Genomic DNA, 17,242 nt, shown 5'->3' on the forward strand with positions numbered 1-17,242 from the left:
CGGCGGCGCGCGCACGACACAGCCTCGAGCAACGAAGGGTCCACCGCGACGCTGTCAAGTGCGCGCGACCAGGTGTGCGACATCTGCGGTTGTCCGTCGGGGCCAGCGCCATGGCGCTAAAGTGCGGCGGCACAATGACTTCGACGCAGGGGGCGGATGTGGCGAACAGCGAAATCGACCGCGTATGGCAGTCGCCGCACTTTCGTAAGTTGCTCGGCGAGGGACGTCCAGGTCGGGCCCTCGCGCTCGTTCGCAAGAAAATGGGACTGTCTCAAGCCGATTTCGGCGCGCTCCTGCACTGGGACCGAACCCACGCCGGGCGCGTGGAGCGTGGGGAAGTCGGGACCATCTTCGACATCCGTGAACTGGTCCGCGCCGCCGACGCACTCGGGGTGCCACGCACGGCATTGCTGCCCCTCTTGCTCGCGACCCCCGAGACGGGGACCATCGACAACGGAGCCTGCGAAGGAGTCGATGACGTGGACCGCAGACAATTCGGCCTGGCAGCGACGATGACGGCGTTTACGGGCGTCTCCATACCGCCGACCAGGGCCGCGGAACCGATTCGAGTCGGCTCCGGGCACGTCACATATATCCGCATGCTCACAGAGCGGCTGTGGGAGCATGACCATCATCGCGGCAGCGGCGCGATATTCGATTACGCGGCAAGGCAATACGCGTCCATACGGCGGCTACTCGACTCCCGAACCTACGGCGACCGCATCGGCGTCGAATTGGTCAGCGCCACCGGGTGGCTGTCGAATACCGTCGCATGGCTGGCGCGGGACAGTAATCGCCCTGGCACATCCCGGCGGCACCTCACAGAATCGATCCTGCTTGCCGAACAATGCGGTGACACCACCTTATTGGCCGCCGCCCTCGGAGATCTCGCGAACCTCGCCGCCTCCTCACCTGCTTCCTCAGCCGAGCCCGTGCGCCTCGCCCGGCGCTCGACAGAACTCGTCAGGGGAATGCCGTCGGCGCGCATGAACGCGTTGAAGGCCGCGGAGGAAGCAACGGCTTATGCGGCCGTCGGCGACGAGCGGGAATTCACCCGCGCGATGGCGCGCGTCTGGCGTGAAGCCGACCGCGGCCTCGACGACCCGGACGACCCGGCATGGTTGGAGCACGTCAACGAGGCCGAGTTGCGCGCCCACGAGGCGCGCGGACTCCGCATGCTGGGCCACCACAACCGGGCGGTTCAGCTGTACAGCGAGAGCGTCGGCCAGCGGAACTGCTTCCCCCGCGACGAAGCGTCCTACCGCGCCTACTACGCCGCCGCCCTCACCGGCCTCGGCGATACCCCCTCCGCCATCACCGAAGCCCACACCGCAATCACCCTGCTGGAAGGCCCGGTCAACTCCCCACGCCTCCTGGCCGAACTACGCCCTGTCCGCGTCGCCGCCACCCACACCCGAGGCGACGACGCCGAACACTTCCGCCACCGCTTCGACGCGCTCGCCCACACGGCGTGACCTGGGTTCGACCGGATCTGTGAGGTTGCGGCGCAGCCGACACTCCCTCCCACGGCGCTGACCAACGATTCGAGACGTTAGAAGGCGTATCGAAGTATGCGGTTGGCTTGCCGGGACAGTGCTGGGCTGAGGGCTGTGGCGCGGGTCATGGCGCGTAGCGGTTGGGGGAAGAGGGCGACTTCGGGGGCTCGGGTGAGGAGTTGTTCTTCGATCAATTTCAGGCCAGCGCCCCAGGTTTCGGGTTCGTGGGGGTCGTCGAATCCTTGGGCGGCGCTGATGCCGAGGGCTTTGATCGAGGGGTGGTACTTCATGGCCCAGGCGGCGAAACGGGTGTAGCCGTTGAGGGCGAGTTCACCGGTCGGGAAATGCGTGGTCGCCTCGCGGATCAGGGTGTGGAAGGTGTCGCCGGGCAGGAAAGGCAGCAGGCCCTCGGCGACGATCATGGCTGGTCGATCGGCGGGCAGCTGCTCGGTCCAGCCCGGCTGGGTGAGATCGACGCCCAACAGATGGGAGCTGTGCGGAAGCAATTGCCCGCGCATTTCGACGACTTCCGGGTAATCGATGTCGTACCAGTCGACATCGGCGGAGGGATCGCATCGCAGCATGCGGGTGTCCAGGCCGCAGCCGAGATCGATTACCACCGCATTTCGGTGCGTCGCGGTGAACGCCCGCACCGCGTCGTCGAGTTTCTTCGCGCGTAGCGCCGTTCCGCAGATGAGGCTGGGTTTCAGCTTCAGTTTGGTGTAGTCGTAGTCGATCCGGTCGGCCAGCTCGGCCTGGTGGGTGTCGCCCAGGATCGGGGTGCGCGTGGTCGCGTCCAGCGCTCGGGCTCGCAGGGTGAGCAGCAGGGTTTCCTGGATCGGGTTCAGGTCGGGTCGGATTCGAAGCACGATCGGTCCTTCATGTGGTGGTGTCCCTGGGTCGGGCGGCGAGGTCGCGCAGCCAGGTCAATGCCTGCTGAGCGGCCCGGATGCGCTCGGTGAGCGCGGGATCGGCGCCCCCGACCAAGGCGAGTCCGTCCTCGGCGATGTCGCCGAAGGCGCCGAGGCCGGCGATCTTGCGCTCGATGACCTTCTCCCAGGCGTCGTCCTCGATGCGGTAGTAGGCGGTGCGGTCACCGGGGATCCGCACCTTGCGGACGAGGCCGATCGTGGTCAGCAGGCGCATGTTGGAGGTCAGCGAGGCGCGGCTGGCACGGATCGCCTCGGCGATCCGGCCTGCGGACTGCTCCGGCGGATCGCAGATCATCAGGAGTCCGAGGATGCGGCCGGTGATGGGGGGCAGTCCCCATTCCTCGACGCAGAAGGTAGCGACTCGCTCGACCCACTTCAGCGTGGCGTCCTGTCGGTCCGTGTCCGGCATGCTGTGTCCTCCTGCGCTGTGTTCGGCTGGATTACTGTGGCACAGCGGTCACCGACTCCCAGGTAGGCGCCGGGGTGGGAGCGACGAGGCGGGTCCGGCGCAGATACCGGTCGAACCACTCGACGGCCAGAGCCATGGCCTCATCGAGCCCGGGACCGGTGTAGAGACCGAGCACGTCGTAAGGCAGGATCTCGAGGCGTTTCGGCTCACCGGCCTTGGCGAAGGCGCTCTGTGCTTCCTCGAGCATGTGGTATGGGTCCCAGCCGCCGTTGGCGATCATCAGCAGCGGGGTCGGCGCCAGGCGGTGAATGAGGTCCTCCGGCGCGAAGGTCAGGAGATGTTCGGCGGAATCGAGGGTCTTCTCGTTCCGATAGTTCGGGAACATCTCGGCGGCGAGATCCGGTGTGCTCTCTACGTTTTCGCCTTGCAGCGTCAGGTGCGGCACCCGAGCGCTCTCGTGGCCGGCATATCGGCGCTGCCAGTCCTCGTCCAACCGATCCCGCAGCCCGCCCACGCCCTCCCTGCCGAGCAGCCGCTCCAGATACCGCCACCCGTTCCACACGCTCGGGCTCTGCACCACAACACATTTCACGCGCCGGTCCAAGACCGCGGCCTGCGTCGCCACCGACCCCCCGATGCTGACCCCCCAGACTCCGATTCGATCCGGGTCCACCTCCGGGCGGGTTTGCAGATACGACACCGCGCTACGGAAATCCTCTGTCTGTCGCTGTGGGTAGTCCTGGCCGCGAGGTTCCCCCGCGCTGGCACCGACCGTGCGATAGTCGATCGCCAATACCGCGAACCCCGCCCGCACGAAATACGGTGCGAAGACCCGCAACGCCTCCTTCACCATCACCCCCGAGTGCCCCAGCACCAGACCGGGGGCCGGGCCGTCCGCCGCGGGCAGATACAGATCGCCCGCACACGCGGTGCCAAGGCTGTTGAACGTCACATGCTCGATCTCGAGATCCATCAAAGCTCCCGTCGTTGCTAGTCATTTCAGTCTTCACTGAAATCACTAGCAATGTCAATGTCGCGGCTGAAACCCGACTCAGCCGAAGCAGCTGGGATCACAGACGACCGAGGAGGATGTCGCGCTGATCGGCGACCACGGCCCGGATCGCCGTCACGACGGCGGCCACTTCCGGGCGGCGCAACGTTTCGGTGCGGGCGACGAGCCAATAGCCGAGGGTGACGGTCACCGAATCGGCCAGCACCCGAACGAGATCGGGGTGGCGATCGGCCATGAAGCAGGGCAGCAGCCCAAGGCCCGCTGACGCGCGGGTGGCTTCCACGTGTACGAAAACGTTGGTGGACGTGACCGATTCCCGCATCGCGGGCACGAAGCTGGAGGCCAGGTCGAGGTCGTCCACTTGGAGCATGGAATCGATGAAGTAGACCAGCGGATACCGGGACAGGTCGTCGATCGTCGCGGGCGCGCCGTGCTCACGCAGGTATTCGCGGGAACCGTAGAGGCCGAGACAGTAGTCGGCCAGGTGGGTGGCGGTGGCGCGGTGCACTTGCGGCTCGCCCACCACGATCTCGAGATCGAGCCCCGAGCGCTGTTGCGAGGCGCGCCGGGTGATCGCCACGATCTCCACCGAGATCTTCGGATGCCGCCGCTGCACCTCCGCCGCCGCTGGCGCGGCGATGTAGGCGCTGAAGCCGTCGGTCGCCGAGAGCCGGACCACCCCCTCCAGCACCCGGTTGCCGTCGGCGTCCGCGGCCAGTGATTTCACCGCCGCCTCCACCGCCTCGGCCGCGGCCAGCGCCTCCCTGCCGAGATCGGTCAGTTCCCAGCCGCCGGTCACCCGGGTGAGCACCCGGCCGCCGAGCGTGTGTTCCAAGGCGGCGATGCGCCGGGAGATGGTGGTGTGGTTGATCCCGAGTTCCTCGGCCGCCGTCACGAATCGGCCGGAGCGCCCGACGGCCAGGAGGACGAGAAGGTCGTCCGCGCTGGGACGACCGGGAGAGGCCGGGCGCATATCTGCATCTTTGCAGAGACGCACTGCGCAAATGGTCATTGCGGCACGATTCCTCTGCACCAATACTCGGTGCAGCCAAGCATTGTGGGGGCCGTCACATCGGGATCCGAAGTGTGGCCCCGGGCACGAAGGAGAAGTGCGATGAGGGAGCACGACGCCGTAGCGGCGGATTCGGGCGCGACGACCAGCGGTCTACGCCGCGTGGTGGCCGCGTCGATGGCGGGCACGGTGGTGGAGTGGTACGAGTTCTTCCTGTACGGCACCGCCGCCACGCTGGTGTTCAGCAAGGTGTTCTTCGCCAAGGGCACCAGCGACCTGGACGCCATTCTGGCCGCGTTCGTCACCTATGCGGTCGGTTTCGCGGCGCGGCCGCTCGGCGGCGTGGTGTTCGGGCATTTCGGTGACAAGTACGGCCGCAAGAAGCTGCTCCAGTTCAGCCTGGTACTGGTGGGCAGCGCGACGTTCCTGATGGGCTGCCTGCCCACCTTCGGGCAGATCGGCTACTGGGCGCCCGCGCTGCTGGTCGCCCTGCGATTCATCCAGGGCTTCGCCGTCGGCGGCGAGTGGGGCGGCGCGGTGCTGCTGGTGGCCGAGCACAGCCCGAGCCGCGGTCGCGGCTTCTGGGCGAGCTGGCCGCAGGCAGGCGTGCCCGCGGGCAACCTGCTGGCGACGGTGGTGCTGCTGGTGCTCACCTCCACGCTGTCGGACGAGGCGTTCCTCGGCTGGGGCTGGCGAGTCGCGTTCTGGCTCTCGGCGGTGGTGGTGCTGATCGGCTACTACATCCGCACCAAGATCACGGACGCGCCCATCTTCGTCGCGGCGCAGCGGGAGGCCGAGCAGATCAAGGCGACCTCACTGAGCGTGGTCGAGGTGCTGCGCCGCTACCCGCGCGGCGTGTTCACCGCGATGGGGCTGCGCTTCGGCGAGAACGTCATGTACTACCTGGTGGTCACGTTCACCATCACCTACTTGAAGACGCAGGTGCACGCCGACACCCAAGTGATCCTGTGGTGGCTGCTGGCCGCGCACGCCGTGCACTTCGCGGTGATCCCGCTGGTGGGAGGCCTGTCCGACCGCATCGGCAGGCGACCGGTCTATCTGATCGGCGCGCTCACCGCGGGCACCTGGGGCTTCTTCGCCTTCCCGATGATGGACAGCGGCCACAACGCGGTCATCATGTCCGCCATCATCATCGGCCTGATCTTCCACGCCTTCATGTACGCCGGGCAGCCCGCCATCATGGCCGAGATGTTCCCCACCCGGATGCGCTATTCCGGTGTGTCCCTGGGCTATCAGGTGACCTCGATCGTGGCCGGTTCGCTGGCGCCGATCATCGCCGTCCGGCTGCTGAACACCTACCACTCCGCGGTGCCGATCGCCTGGTACCTGGCGGGCGCGGCGGCGGTGAGCGCGATCGCCGTGCTCGTCGCACGAGAGACGAAGGGGCTGACCTTGGAGAGCATCGACCACGCCGACGCCGAGACCGTCGGCGCGCGCGCCGAAGTGACCGTGCGATGAGCGATCTGGCGGGGCGCAGCGCCCTGGTCACCGGCGGCGCGAGCGGCATCGGCGCGGCATGCGCCCGCGCGCTCGCGGCGCGCGGCGCCACCGTCACGGTGGCCGACGTCGACGAGGCCGGCGCGAAGACCGTGGCCGGGGAACTGGGCGGGAAATCGTGGGCGGTGGACCTGCTCGACGTCGCGGCGCTGGAGACGCTGGAACTCGAGGCCGACATCCTGGTGAACAACGCCGGGGTGCAGCACGTCAGCCCGATCCAGGACTTCGCGCCGCAGCGCTTCCGCGATCTGCTCACGCTGATGGTCGAAGCCCCGTTCCTGCTGGTGCGCGCGGCGCTGCCGCACATGTACCGGCAGGGCTGGGGACGGATCGTCAACATCTCCTCGATCCACGGCCTGCGCGCCTCCGAATACAAAGTCGCCTACGTTACGGCCAAGCACGGGCTCGAGGGCCTGTCGAAGGTCACCGCGCTGGAGGGCGGCCCGCACGGCGTCACCAGCAATTGCGTGAACCCGGGCTATGTGCGCACGCCGCTGGTGGACAAGCAGATCGCCGATCAGGCCAGGGCGCACGGCGTGCCCGAGCAGGAGGTGGTGGAGAAGATCCTGCTCACCGAGAGCGCGATCAAGCGGCTCGTCGAGCCGGAGGAGGTCGCCTCGCTGGTGGCCTGGCTCGCGTCGACGGAGGCGGGCATGGTGAACGGCGCGGCCTACACGATGGACGGCGGGTGGAGCGCGCGATGAGGGCGCGCTCACCCCAGCGCGGTCAGCGCCATCCTGCGCAGCACCGGCCGGGCCCGCGCCGCGGTCGCCTCGCTAGCGCTGTGCGGGGTGGAGTTGATCAGTCCGAAGGCGGCGTGGGCCTGCACCCGCGCCGCCTCCTCGGGTAGGTCCGGATGCAGCTCGCGCAGCACGCCCACCCAGATCTCCACGTATTGGCGCTGGGTGCGGCGGATCTCGCGGCGGGCGGGGGCGGGCACGTTGTCCAGGTCGCGGTCCTGGATGCGGATCAGCTCCGGCTCGCCGAGCGCGAAGTCCAGGTGGTGATCGACCAGTCCGGCCAGCGCCTGCTCGGCGGAATCGGTGCCCGCGACCACCTTCTTGCCGCCGTCGAGCAGGCGCTGGCTCACCCCTACCAGCAGCTCGACCAGCAGCGCCTCCTTGTTCGGGAAGTGCCGGTAGACGGCGGGACCGCTGATGCCGACGGCGGCGCCGAGGTCGTCCAGGCGCATGCCGAGGAAGCCTCGGTCGGCGATCAAGCGCGCTCCCGCTTCCAGCAGTTGCGCCCTTCGCTGCGCCTTCAACTGCTCACGACGCGTGGGCGCGACGGATTCGGCACTGGTCACACGCGGTCCTTTCCGCCGATCTGGACAACTCGGTTAATCAACACTAACCTGAATTCCAGTTATCGTCGACTAACTGGACGACAGGATGGCGTGATGACCGTTACCGAAGAGGCCGTCGGGAACCGCGCCGCGCACGCGGCGTTGGTCGACGACCTGCGCGCCCGGCTGGCCGCCGCGGCGTTGGGCGGACCCCAGAAGGCGCGCGATCGGCACGTCGCGCGCGGCAAGCTGTTGCCGAGGCAGCGCGTGGACCAACTGCTGGACCCGGGAAGCCCGTTCCTCGAACTGTCCCCGCTGGCCGCGACCGGGATGTACGGCGACGAGTCCCCCGGCGCCGGGATCATCACCGGGATCGGCCGGGTCTCCGGGCGGGAATGCGTGATCGTGGCCAACGACGCGACGGTCAAGGGCGGCACCTACTACCCCATGACGGTGAAGAAGCATCTGCGCGCGCAGGAGATCGCGTTGCAGAACCAGCTGCCGTGCGTCTACCTGGTCGACTCGGGCGGCGCGTACCTGCCGCATCAGGACGAAGTGTTCCCCGACCGGGAGCATTTCGGGCGCATCTTCTACAACCAGGCGACCATGAGCGCCAAGGGGATTCCGCAGATCGCCGCGGTGCTCGGCTCGTGCACGGCGGGCGGCGCCTACGTGCCCGCGATGAGCGACGAGGCCGTGATCGTCCGTAACCAGGGCACCATCTTCCTCGGCGGCCCGCCGCTGGTGAAGGCCGCGACCGGCGAGGTGGTCACGGCCGAGGAACTCGGCGGCGGCGAGCTGCACTCGCGCACCTCCGGCGTCACCGACCACTTGGCCGAGGACGATCAGGACGCGCTGCGCATCGTGCGCCGGATCGTGGCCACGCTCGGCCCGCGCACCCCCGTTCCGTGGGACGTGCGGCCGGTCATCGCGCCCGCCGCGCCGGAATCCGAGCTCTACGACGTGGTTCCTGTCGACCTGCGCACCCCCTACGACGTGCGCGAAGTGATCCACCGCCTGGTCGACGGCACGGCCGAGGGCGAGAGCGGTTTCCACGAGTTCAAGGCCGAATACGGCAAGACCTTGGTCACCGGGTTCGCGCGCATCCACGGACATCCGGTCGGCATCGTCGCCAACAACGGCGTGCTGTTCAGCGAATCCGCCATGAAGGGCGCGCATTTCATCGAGCTGTGCGACAAGCGCAGCATCCCCCTGCTGTTCCTGCAGAACATCACCGGCTTCATGGTCGGCCGCGACTACGAAGCGGGCGGCATCGCCAAGCACGGCGCGAAGATGGTCACCGCGGTCGCCTGCGCGCGGGTGCCCAAGCTCACCGTCGTCATCGGCGGTTCCTACGGCGCGGGCAACTACTCGATGTGCGGGCGCGCGTATTCGCCGCGGTTTCTGTGGATGTGGCCGAACGCGCGGATCTCGGTGATGGGCGGCGAGCAGGCGGCGTCGGTGCTGGCGACGGTGCGCGGCGACCAGCTCGACAGCAGCGGGCGGCCCTGGTCGCCCGAGGACGAGGAGGCGTTCAAGGCACCGATCCGGGAGCAATACGAGAGCCAGGGCAATCCCTATTACTCGACGGCCAGGTTGTGGGACGACGGAGTGATCGATCCCGCCGACACCAGAACCGTGCTCGGGCTGGCGCTGTCGGTGTGCGCGCAAGCTCCGCTCGAACCCGTCTCCTACGGCGTTTTCCGGATGTGATGACGATGCTGAACAAATCCGTTCCCGTGGGGTTCGACACCGTGCTCGTCGCCAACCGCGGCGAGATCGCGGTGCGGGTGATCCGCACATTGCGCGCGTTGGGCATCCGCTCGGTGGCCGTCTACAGCGACGCCGACGCCGACGCCCGCCACGTCCACGAAGCCGACACGGCGGTGCGCCTCGGCCCGGCCCCGGCGCGGGAAAGCTACCTCGCCATCGACCGGGTGGTGGCCGCCGCGGTACGCACCGGCGCGCAAGCGGTGCACCCCGGCTACGGATTCCTCTCGGAGAACGCCGCTTTCGCCGCCGCGCTGGCCGAGGCGGGGATCGTGTTCCTCGGCCCGCCCGCCCGCGCCATCGAGGTGATGGGCGACAAGATCACCGCGAAGAACACCGTGGCCGCGTTCGGCGTCCCGGTGGTGCCAGGCATCGCCACACCCGGCCTGACCGATGACGACCTGATCGCCGCGGCCGCCGAAGTCGGTTATCCGGTGCTGGTCAAGCCGTCCGCGGGCGGCGGAGGCAAGGGCATGCGCCGGGTGGACGATCCGGCCCGGCTGCCGGAGGCGCTGCGCAGCGCCCGGCGCGAGGCCGCCGCCGCGTTCGGCGACGACACGCTGTTTTTGGAACGGTTCGTCACCCAGCCGCGCCACATCGAAGTGCAGATCCTCGCCGACCAGTTCGGCAACGTGCTGCACCTGGGCGAGCGCGAATGCAGCTTGCAGCGCCGCCACCAGAAGGTGATCGAAGAAGCGCCGTCACCGTTGCTGGACGCGGCCACCAGGGCCAGGATCGGCGCGGCCGCCTGCAACACCGCGCGCAGCGTGGACTACGTCGGCGCGGGCACCGTGGAGTTCATCGTCTCCGCCGACCGGCCCGACGAGTTCTTCTTCATGGAGATGAACACCCGCCTGCAGGTCGAGCATCCGGTCACCGAACTGGTCACCGGCGTCGACCTGGTGGAATGCCAGGTCCGGGTGGCGGCGGGGCAGAAACTGGCGGTGGCGCAGGACGACATCCGCATGGTCGGGCACGCGATCGAGGCCAGGGTGTACGCCGAGGATCCCGGTCGCGGGTTTCTGCCCACCGGCGGTACGGTGCTCGACCTCGACGAGCCGGAGGGTCCCGGCGTCCGGGTCGATTCCGGTCTGCGGATCGGCACGCGCGTCGGCAGCGACTACGACCCGATGCTGTCGAAGGTCATCGCGCACGCCGCCGACCGCTCGGCCGCGCTCGCGAAACTCGATCGGGCGCTGGCCGACACCGTGCTGCTCGGCGTGACCAGCAACATCGAATTCCTGCGCTTCCTGCTCGACGACCAGGACGTGGCCGAGGGACGGCTGGACACCGGCCTGCTGGACCGGCGCGTCACCGACTTCCGGCCCGCCGCAGTAGGCGACGACGAGTTCGCCGCCGCGGCGGCCTGGCACTGGCTGCGCCGCTGGCCCGCCGCGCCGCGCGATCCGTGGGAGATCCCGTCCGGCTGGCGGATCGGGGCCGACGCGCCCACGCCGATCCGGCTCGCGGGCGGCGAACGGATCGAGCACGTCTATCTCTCCGGCACCCCGGACGACGGCACGGTACGGGTCGACGACGGCGAAAGTCGTTCGCTGACCGCATCGTTCACCGCATCCGGCGATCGGGGCGCGGGCGTTCTCACGCTCACGCTGGACGGCCTGCGCCGCACCTACCGGGTCGCCGAGCAGGACGGCCTGCTGTGGGTGGCGGGGCCCTCCGGCATCGCGGCGCTGCGCGAAGTGGCGGAAGTCAACGTGCGCGGCGGCGACGAGCACGTGGGCGACGCCGAGATCCGCTCCCCCATGCCCGGCTCGGTGATCGCGGCGCCGGTCGCCTCCGGCGCCACCGTCGCCGCGGGTGATCCGGTGGTCATCGTGGAGGCGATGAAGATGGAGCACTCGCTCACCGCGCCGGTCGCGGGAACCGTCGAACTACTGGTCGAACCGGGCGCCCAAGTGCGCCTGGACCAAGTGCTGGCGCGCATCGTCGCGCAGGACGCAACGAATCACCCCGAACGAGAAGGAATTTCCGCATGACCGACTTCCTGTCCACCGGCACGCTGCCGGAGGAGTACCGCGATCTCGCGCTGACCGTGCGCGACTTCGCGCGGTCGGTGGTCGCTCCGGTGGCGGCCGAGCACGACGCGAACCACACCTTCCCGTACGAGGTGGTCGCGGGGATGGCCGAGATGGGCCTGTTCGGGCTGCCGTTCCCGGAGGAGTACGGCGGCATGGGCGGCGACTACTTCGCGCTGTGCCTGGCGCTGGAGGAACTGGGCAAGGTCGACCAGAGCGTGGCGATCACGCTGGAGGCGGGCGTTTCGCTGGGCGCGATGCCGATCTATCGCTTCGGCAACGACAAGCAGAAGCAGGAATGGCTGCCGCAGCTGACCAGCGGCCGCAACCTCGCCGCGTTCGGGCTCACCGAGCCGGGCGCAGGCAGCGACGCGGGCGGCACCAGGACCACCGCGGTCGCCGACGGCGGCGAATGGATCATCAACGGCAGCAAGCAGTTCATCACCAACTCCGGCACCGACATCACCAAGCTGGTCACGGTGACCGCGGTGACCGGGACCACCGGCGGCAAGAAGGAGATCTCGACCATCCTGGTGCCCACCGACACGCCCGGTTTCGTCGCCGAGCCCGCCTACAACAAGGTCGGCTGGAACGCCTCCGACACCCATCCGCTCAGCTTCACCGACGTTCGCGTGCCCGAGGAGAACCTGCTCGGTGAACGCGGGCGCGGCTACGCGAACTTCTTGCGCATCCTCGACGAGGGCCGCATCGCCATCGCCGCGCTCGCGGTCGGGGCCGCGCAGGGCTGCGTCGACGAGAGCGTGCGCTACGCCAAGGAGCGCGAGGCGTTCGGCCAGGTCATCGGGCGTAATCAGGCCATCGCGTTCAAGATCGCCAGGATGGAGGCGCGGGCGCACGCGGCGCGCACGGCCTACTACGACGCGGCGGCGCTGATGCTGGCGGGCAAGCCGTTCAAGAAGCAGGCGTCGATCGCCAAGCTGGTGGCCAGCGAGGCCGCCATGGACAACGCCCGCGACGCGACACAGATCTTCGGCGGCTACGGGTTCATGAACGAGTACGCCGTCGCCCGGCACTATCGCGACAGCAAGATCCTGGAAATCGGCGAGGGGACGACGGAGGTGCAGCTGATGCTGATCGGACGGGAGCTGGGCCTGTGACCCGGCGGACGGTCGTGCAGCGCGGCCTGTGGTTCGAGGAGTTCGACACCGAGGTGGTCTACGAGCACCGGCCCGGCCGCACCATCACCGAGGCGGACAACGTCCTGTTCACCACGCTGACCATGAACACCCAGGCGCTGCATCTGGACGCGGCGTTCAGCGAGCAGTTGCCCCCTTTCAACCAGCGGCTGGTGAACTCGATGTTCACCCTGTCCACCTTGATCGGGCTCTCGGTGGCGCAGCTGACCCAGGGCACCATCGTGGCCAATCTCGGCTTCTCGGAAGTCGCGTTCCCCAAGCCGCTGTTCCACGGCGACACCATGTACGCCGAGACCGTGGTCACCGGCAAGCGCGAGTCGAAGAGCCGTCCCGGCGAGGGCATCGTGACCTTCGCGCACACGGCGCGCAACCAGCACGGCGACATCGTCGCGACCGCGGTGCGCAAGACGCTGGTGCGCAAGGCGCCGGAGGGCGGCGCATGAGGGGGCCGGGTGGGCGACAGCGCGGCGTGGGCACGGGCTGCGCACGTACCCATGATCAACCTGGCATGAGCGGTCGGACCTCGGGATGGCAGTGCCGCGCGCATGCCGGAGGTGATGCCGCGTGAGCTGGGAGATGGCGGGCCCGGCGTGGTTGTTCTGCCCCGCCGACCGCCCCGAGCGCTTCGCGAAGGCAGCGGACGCGGCCGATGTGGTGATTCTCGATTTGGAGGACGGCGTCGCCGCGCACGACAAGGCCGCGGCACGGAAGGCGCTGCTGGATACCCCCATGGATCCGGAGACCACGGTGGTGCGGGTCAACGCCGCGGGCACCGATGACCACGCGCTCGATCTGGCGGCCATCGCCGAAACCTCCTATCGAAGGCTCATGCTGCCGAAATGCGAAGCCGCCGAACAGGTGACGACGTTGGCGGACTACGAGGTGATCGCGCTGATCGAGTCGCCGCTCGGCGCGCTCGCCGTCGGCGCGGCGATGACGGCGCGCAACGCGATCGGCGTCATGTGGGGCGCGGAGGATCTGGTCGCCGGGCTCGGCGGCACCGCGAGCAGGCACGCCGACGGCGGCTATCGAGACGTGGCCCGGCACGTGCGCTCCACCGCGCTGCTGGCCGCCAAGGCGTACGGCAAGTTCGCGCTCGACTCGGTGTACCTGGACATTCGCGATCTGGACGGGCTGCGCACCGAAGCCGAGGACGCGGTCGCCGTCGGATTCGACGCCAAGGTCGCGATCCACCCGCGCCAGGTGCCGGTGTTGCGGGCCGCCTACGCACCCTCCGAAGAAGAGGTCGCCTGGGCCCGCCGGGTGCTGGCGGAAGCGCCGAACCACCGCGGCGTCTTCGCCTTCGAGGGCAGGATGGTCGATGGCCCCGTGTTCCGGCACGCCGAGCAGATCGTGCGGCGCGCCGACCGCGCCTGAGCACCGAGTTTCCACAGTCAGGAGGACCGCGATGCAACCACAATGGGTGCCGACCGAAGCGGACATCGCCGCGGCGAGGATCACCGACTTCGCACGATTCGTGGCCGAGCGCACCGGTGTGCGCGCGGCCGACTATCACGCGCTGTGGCAGTGGTCGGTCGAGGATCTCGCCGGGTTCTGGCACGCGCTGTGGGACTACTTCGAACTCGGCGACATCGCGGGCGAAGTGCTGGCGAGCGCGCGGATGCCCGGCGCGCAGTGGTTCCCCGGCACCCGGCTGAACTATGTGGACCAGGTGATCCGGCAGCTGCGCACCGACCGGCCCGCGATCAAGGCGGTCAGCGAGGACGCACCGATCCGGGAGGTGTCCTGGGCCGAACTGATCGACCACACCGCCGCTTTCGCGCGCACGCTGCGTTCGCTGGGCGTGCGGCCGGGCGACCGGGTGGCGGGTTACCTGCCCAACATCCCGGAGGCGGTGATCGCGTTCCTCGCCACCGCGAGCATCGGCGCGGTCTGGAGCGCCTGCGGACAGGACTACTCGCCGAAAGCCGCGCTGGACCGGCTCGGACAGCTGGAGCCCACCGTCCTGGTCACCGCCGACGGCTACCGCTTCGGCGGCAAGGCGCACGACAAGCGCGACGACATCGCCGCGTTGCGAGCGGGCCTGGACTCGCTGAAGGGCACGATCGCGGTCTCCCGGCTCGGGCTCGACGTGCCGGACACGACCTCCTGGGACGAGGCGGTGACCACCACGGACTCGCCGCCTCCGGTGATCACCACGGAGTCGGTCGACTTCGACCATCCGCTGTGGATCGTGTTCTCCTCCGGCACCACGGGCCTGCCGAAGGGCATCGTGCACGGCCACGGCGGCGTGCTGCTGGAACACCTCAAAGCCGTTGCCCTGCAATCGGACATCGGCCCCGAGGACACCTTCTTCTGGTACACCAGCCCGAGCTGGATGATGTGGAACTTCCAGATCGCGGGCCTGCTGACCGGGGCGACCATCGTGACCTACGACGGCAGCCCCACCGCGCCGGCGCCGGACGCGCTGTGGCGGATCGCCGCCGAGGTCGGCGCCACCGTGCTCGGCGCGAGTCCCGGCTACGTCCTGGCCTGCATCAAGGCGGGCTCGGCGCCGCGTGCCGACCACGACCTGTCGGCGCTGCGCACCGTCGGCATCACCGGTTCCTCGCTGCCCACCTCATCGGCGCTGTGGCTGGGCGAGAACGTCGGCGAGCACGTCCAGGTCTCGTCCATCAGCGGCGGCACCGACGTGGTGTCGGCGTTCATCGGCGGCGTGCGCACCGTGCCCGTGTGGCCGGGCGAGCTGTCCGCGCCCTACCTCGGCGTCGCGCTGGACGCCTACGACCCGGCGGGGCAGCCGGTGCGCGGCGAGGTGGGCGAACTCGTCGTCACCGCGCCGATGCCGTCCATGCCGGTCTCCTTCTGGCGCGACGAGGACGGCAAGCGTTATCACGACGCGTATTTCGACATGTTCCCCGGCGTGTGGCGGCACGGCGACTGGATCACCATCACCGACCACCACAGCGTGATCGTGCACGGACGCTCGGACTCCACGCTCAACCGGCACGGCATCCGGATGGGCAGCGCCGACATCTACCAGTCCGTCGAACGGCTCCCGGAGATCGCCGAAGCGCTGGTGATCGGCGCCGAGCAACCCGACGGCGGATATTGGATGCCGCTGTTCGTCACCCTGGCGCCCGGCGCGGAACTCACCGACGAGCTGAAAGCGCGCGTCGCCGGCACGATTCGCACCGAGGTATCCCCCCGCCACGTGCCCGACGAGATAATCCTGGCCCCCGGCATCCCGCACACCCGCACCGGCAAGAAGCTCGAGGTACCGATCAAGAAACTGTTCCAGGGCGCCGACCCGAGCCGCGTCGTCGAACGCAGCGCCGTGGACAACCCGGACCTGCTCGACTGGTACGCCACCATCCGGCCCAGCGTGCGCGGGTGACTACGACGGCGCGCGTCCGGGACCACGTACGGCGACTTCCTGGTTGAGGCTGCCCTGTGGCACCACCCAGACATGGGGCTGCCTCGTCACCGACGCGATGTGTTCGAAATCCGCGTCATAGTGGACCAGTACGGCCCCGTGGAACTCGGCCACCGCGGCGGTGAGCAGATCCACGATCCCCGCGGCTCGATGGTGACCTTTGCGCGCCATCAATTGTTGAACTTCGCGCGCACGGTCGGCGATCGTCTCATTGATCGGAAGGTTGACGTAGAGGGAGCGCCGTCGTTGTGCGACGTTCTGCACGTCGGCGAGGTTGCGCCCCGAGTAACCGGCCTCCAAGTCCACCGTCACGCAGGTCGCGGCCGCACGGTCGGCGATCAGGCCGGCGATGACCGTGCGTACCGGCTCATACGCGAGCCTGGCGCTCGCGGAGGTGTCCACCAGATGCAAACGGAGCGGAGTGGTCTCGGTCAACGGCGGGCCTCGCGCATGACGTCCGCGTCACCTATGTCAGGGCCGACTCCGAACCCGTACGGGTCGGTCAACACTTGCTCGATCCGGCGGCGCCGGTCGGCGACGAATTCCAGCGCCGCGTTGACCGTGTCCTTCTTGGTGGTGGTGCCCAACTCCTTGGCGGCTAAGGCTAGAGCTTCGTCGTTGAGATCGATCATCGTCTTCATATATGCAAGGATATATCCAGCGAAACCTTGGCAGCAATACTTTCGCACCGGCGTGGTCGCACCCGGCGCGGGAAGTGCACGGTCACGGTGCGTGCGGGTGGGCTGCGCACGACTACCCGCCCGACCTGGACCGAATTGGGATGCCGAACGTGAGGCTTTCGGGCTGTTACGAGTTCGGCTGCGGCGCAGGGTCTTATCGGCGGTAGGCGCGGCCGCCGATGGACGCGGTGAAGACCGCCGCACGTGCGCCGCGGGCGGCTTCCAGGTTGCGCTTCTCCTGTGGGGTGAGCCGATAGCGCGCCGTGATCCGCCGTACCGCGGCGATCACGGCGCCGAGCACCGGTATGGGGTCCACCGGGCGCAAAGCCAACGCCATGACGAACTCCTTACCAGAAAGACGCACCGGTACAGGCGAATTCGACTGAATCGAAGCGGTGGCGCTCCGGCACGGGCATCTGATTCGCCGCGTCCGGACGCACGAGAGCGCCGGATGGCGATCCGGCTTTCGCAGGTGGCATGGACCGGCGTCCGGGTTTCTCCTAGCGTGGAAGCGACAGATGGTTCGACATCCGCGTGG

Annotated in this window: 17 protein-coding genes; 9 read left to right on the forward strand and 8 right to left on the reverse strand. The window is 68.7% G+C overall.

The features are described from left to right. The first annotated feature begins 134 nt into the window (after window positions 1–134). Window positions 135–1,475, forward strand: coding sequence for a helix-turn-helix transcriptional regulator (locus ACH49X_RS25995; protein WP_357206490.1), 1,341 nt, complete (start codon window positions 135–137; stop codon window positions 1,473–1,475). 77 nt (window positions 1,476–1,552) lie between these two features. Here ACH49X_RS25995 and ACH49X_RS26000 read toward each other — a convergent pair whose 3' ends face one another. The 4 genes from ACH49X_RS26000 to ACH49X_RS26015 form a co-directional block, all read right to left on the reverse strand. Further along, window positions 1,553–2,365, reverse strand: coding sequence for a class I SAM-dependent methyltransferase (locus ACH49X_RS26000; RefSeq protein ID WP_357206492.1), 813 nt, complete (start codon window positions 2,363–2,365; stop codon window positions 1,553–1,555). 10 nt (window positions 2,366–2,375) lie between these two features. Beyond that, window positions 2,376–2,837, reverse strand: coding sequence for a GbsR/MarR family transcriptional regulator (locus ACH49X_RS26005; RefSeq protein WP_195078310.1), 462 nt, complete (start codon window positions 2,835–2,837; stop codon window positions 2,376–2,378). Between the two features lie 31 nt (window positions 2,838–2,868). After that, entirely contained in the window at window positions 2,869–3,810 is a 942-nt protein-coding gene (locus ACH49X_RS26010) for an alpha/beta fold hydrolase (RefSeq protein WP_357103992.1), read from the reverse strand. 97 nt (window positions 3,811–3,907) lie between these two features. Further along, on the reverse strand, window positions 3,908–4,822 hold the full coding sequence (locus ACH49X_RS26015; RefSeq protein WP_195078308.1) for a LysR family transcriptional regulator: 915 nt from the start codon (window positions 4,820–4,822) through the stop codon (window positions 3,908–3,910). A 141-nt stretch (window positions 4,823–4,963) separates the two neighbouring features. On the opposite strand from ACH49X_RS26015, the gene ACH49X_RS26020 reads away from it, so the two are divergent. Both ACH49X_RS26020 and ACH49X_RS26025 read left to right on the forward strand, forming a co-directional pair. Continuing rightward, window positions 4,964–6,340, forward strand: a complete 1,377-nt coding sequence (locus ACH49X_RS26020; protein WP_195078307.1) for an MFS transporter — start codon at window positions 4,964–4,966, stop codon at window positions 6,338–6,340. Beyond that, window positions 6,337–7,083 (forward strand): 3-hydroxybutyrate dehydrogenase, encoded by a 747-nt coding sequence (locus ACH49X_RS26025; protein WP_195078306.1) that lies wholly within the window; start codon window positions 6,337–6,339, stop codon window positions 7,081–7,083. The genes ACH49X_RS26020 and ACH49X_RS26025 overlap by 4 nt, the downstream gene beginning before the upstream one ends. Window positions 7,084–7,091: 8 nt before the next feature. Here the strand turns inward: ACH49X_RS26025 and ACH49X_RS26030 are convergent, their stop codons facing one another. Then, window positions 7,092–7,685, reverse strand: a complete 594-nt coding sequence (locus ACH49X_RS26030) for a TetR/AcrR family transcriptional regulator (RefSeq protein WP_195078305.1) — start codon at window positions 7,683–7,685, stop codon at window positions 7,092–7,094. A gap of 93 nt (window positions 7,686–7,778) precedes the next feature. On the opposite strand from ACH49X_RS26030, the gene ACH49X_RS26035 reads away from it, so the two are divergent. The 6 genes from ACH49X_RS26035 to ACH49X_RS26060 all read left to right on the forward strand — a co-directional run bounded on the left by ACH49X_RS26035 (window position 7,779) and on the right by ACH49X_RS26060 (window position 15,985). Further along, window positions 7,779–9,377: a carboxyl transferase domain-containing protein gene (locus ACH49X_RS26035; RefSeq protein WP_357206494.1), complete on the forward strand. Its 1,599-nt coding sequence runs from the start codon at window positions 7,779–7,781 to the stop codon at window positions 9,375–9,377. Between the two features lie 5 nt (window positions 9,378–9,382). Then, a complete protein-coding gene (locus ACH49X_RS26040) occupies window positions 9,383–11,431 on the forward strand; it encodes an acetyl/propionyl/methylcrotonyl-CoA carboxylase subunit alpha (RefSeq protein ID WP_357206496.1) in 2,049 nt (682 codons plus the stop codon). Beyond that, on the forward strand, window positions 11,428–12,588 hold the full coding sequence (locus ACH49X_RS26045; RefSeq protein WP_195078302.1) for an acyl-CoA dehydrogenase family protein: 1,161 nt from the start codon (window positions 11,428–11,430) through the stop codon (window positions 12,586–12,588). The genes ACH49X_RS26040 and ACH49X_RS26045 overlap by 4 nt, the downstream gene beginning before the upstream one ends. Continuing rightward, entirely contained in the window at window positions 12,585–13,070 is a 486-nt protein-coding gene (locus ACH49X_RS26050; protein WP_357206498.1) for a MaoC family dehydratase, read from the forward strand. The genes ACH49X_RS26045 and ACH49X_RS26050 overlap by 4 nt, the downstream gene beginning before the upstream one ends. A gap of 121 nt (window positions 13,071–13,191) precedes the next feature. Next, a complete protein-coding gene (locus ACH49X_RS26055) occupies window positions 13,192–14,004 on the forward strand; it encodes a CoA ester lyase (protein WP_195078300.1) in 813 nt (270 codons plus the stop codon). 31 nt (window positions 14,005–14,035) lie between these two features. After that, the gene (locus ACH49X_RS26060; RefSeq protein WP_357206500.1) at window positions 14,036–15,985 is read left to right on the forward strand and encodes an acetoacetate--CoA ligase; all 1,950 of its coding nucleotides are present in this window, start codon (window positions 14,036–14,038) and stop codon (window positions 15,983–15,985) included. On the opposite strand, the gene ACH49X_RS26065 is transcribed toward ACH49X_RS26060, so the two are convergent. From ACH49X_RS26065 to ACH49X_RS26075, 3 genes are all read right to left on the reverse strand, one after another. Further along, window positions 15,986–16,459, reverse strand: a complete 474-nt coding sequence (locus ACH49X_RS26065) for a PIN domain nuclease (protein WP_323124141.1) — start codon at window positions 16,457–16,459, stop codon at window positions 15,986–15,988. Continuing rightward, on the reverse strand, window positions 16,456–16,665 hold the full coding sequence (locus tag ACH49X_RS26070; RefSeq protein WP_084485632.1) for a type II toxin-antitoxin system VapB family antitoxin: 210 nt from the start codon (window positions 16,663–16,665) through the stop codon (window positions 16,456–16,458). The genes ACH49X_RS26065 and ACH49X_RS26070 overlap by 4 nt, the downstream gene beginning before the upstream one ends. Before the next feature lie 193 nt (window positions 16,666–16,858). Further along, entirely contained in the window at window positions 16,859–17,041 is a 183-nt protein-coding gene (locus ACH49X_RS26075; protein WP_357206501.1) for a hypothetical protein, read from the reverse strand. Between the last annotated feature and the right edge of the window lie 201 nt (window positions 17,042–17,242).

Origin of the sequence: Nocardia sp. NPDC019323 (assembly GCF_044389845.1) — a bacterium.
GTDB classification, from domain to species: Bacteria; Actinomycetota; Actinomycetes; order Mycobacteriales; family Mycobacteriaceae; genus Nocardia; species Nocardia implantans.

Coding starts and splice junctions, on each gene's coding strand:
- ACH49X_RS26005 (WP_195078310.1), bottom strand. CDS start 2,837: ATGCCGGACACGGACCGACAGGACGCCACGCTGAAGTGGGTCGAGCGA.
- ACH49X_RS26075 (WP_357206501.1), bottom strand. CDS start 17,041: ATGGCGTTGGCTTTGCGCCCGGTGGACCCCATACCGGTGCTCGGCGCC.
- ACH49X_RS26045 (WP_195078302.1), top strand. CDS start 11,428: ATGACCGACTTCCTGTCCACCGGCACGCTGCCGGAGGAGTACCGCGAT.
- ACH49X_RS26025 (WP_195078306.1), top strand. CDS start 6,337: ATGAGCGATCTGGCGGGGCGCAGCGCCCTGGTCACCGGCGGCGCGAGC.
- ACH49X_RS26010 (WP_357103992.1), bottom strand. CDS start 3,810: ATGGATCTCGAGATCGAGCATGTGACGTTCAACAGCCTTGGCACCGCG.
- ACH49X_RS26070 (WP_084485632.1), bottom strand. CDS start 16,665: ATGAAGACGATGATCGATCTCAACGACGAAGCTCTAGCCTTAGCCGCC.
- ACH49X_RS26040 (WP_357206496.1), top strand. CDS start 9,383: ATGCTGAACAAATCCGTTCCCGTGGGGTTCGACACCGTGCTCGTCGCC.
- ACH49X_RS25995 (WP_357206490.1), top strand. CDS start 135: ATGACTTCGACGCAGGGGGCGGATGTGGCGAACAGCGAAATCGACCGC.
- ACH49X_RS26035 (WP_357206494.1), top strand. CDS start 7,779: ATGACCGTTACCGAAGAGGCCGTCGGGAACCGCGCCGCGCACGCGGCG.
- ACH49X_RS26015 (WP_195078308.1), bottom strand. CDS start 4,822: ATGCGCCCGGCCTCTCCCGGTCGTCCCAGCGCGGACGACCTTCTCGTC.
- ACH49X_RS26060 (WP_357206500.1), top strand. CDS start 14,036: ATGCAACCACAATGGGTGCCGACCGAAGCGGACATCGCCGCGGCGAGG.
- ACH49X_RS26020 (WP_195078307.1), top strand. CDS start 4,964: ATGAGGGAGCACGACGCCGTAGCGGCGGATTCGGGCGCGACGACCAGC.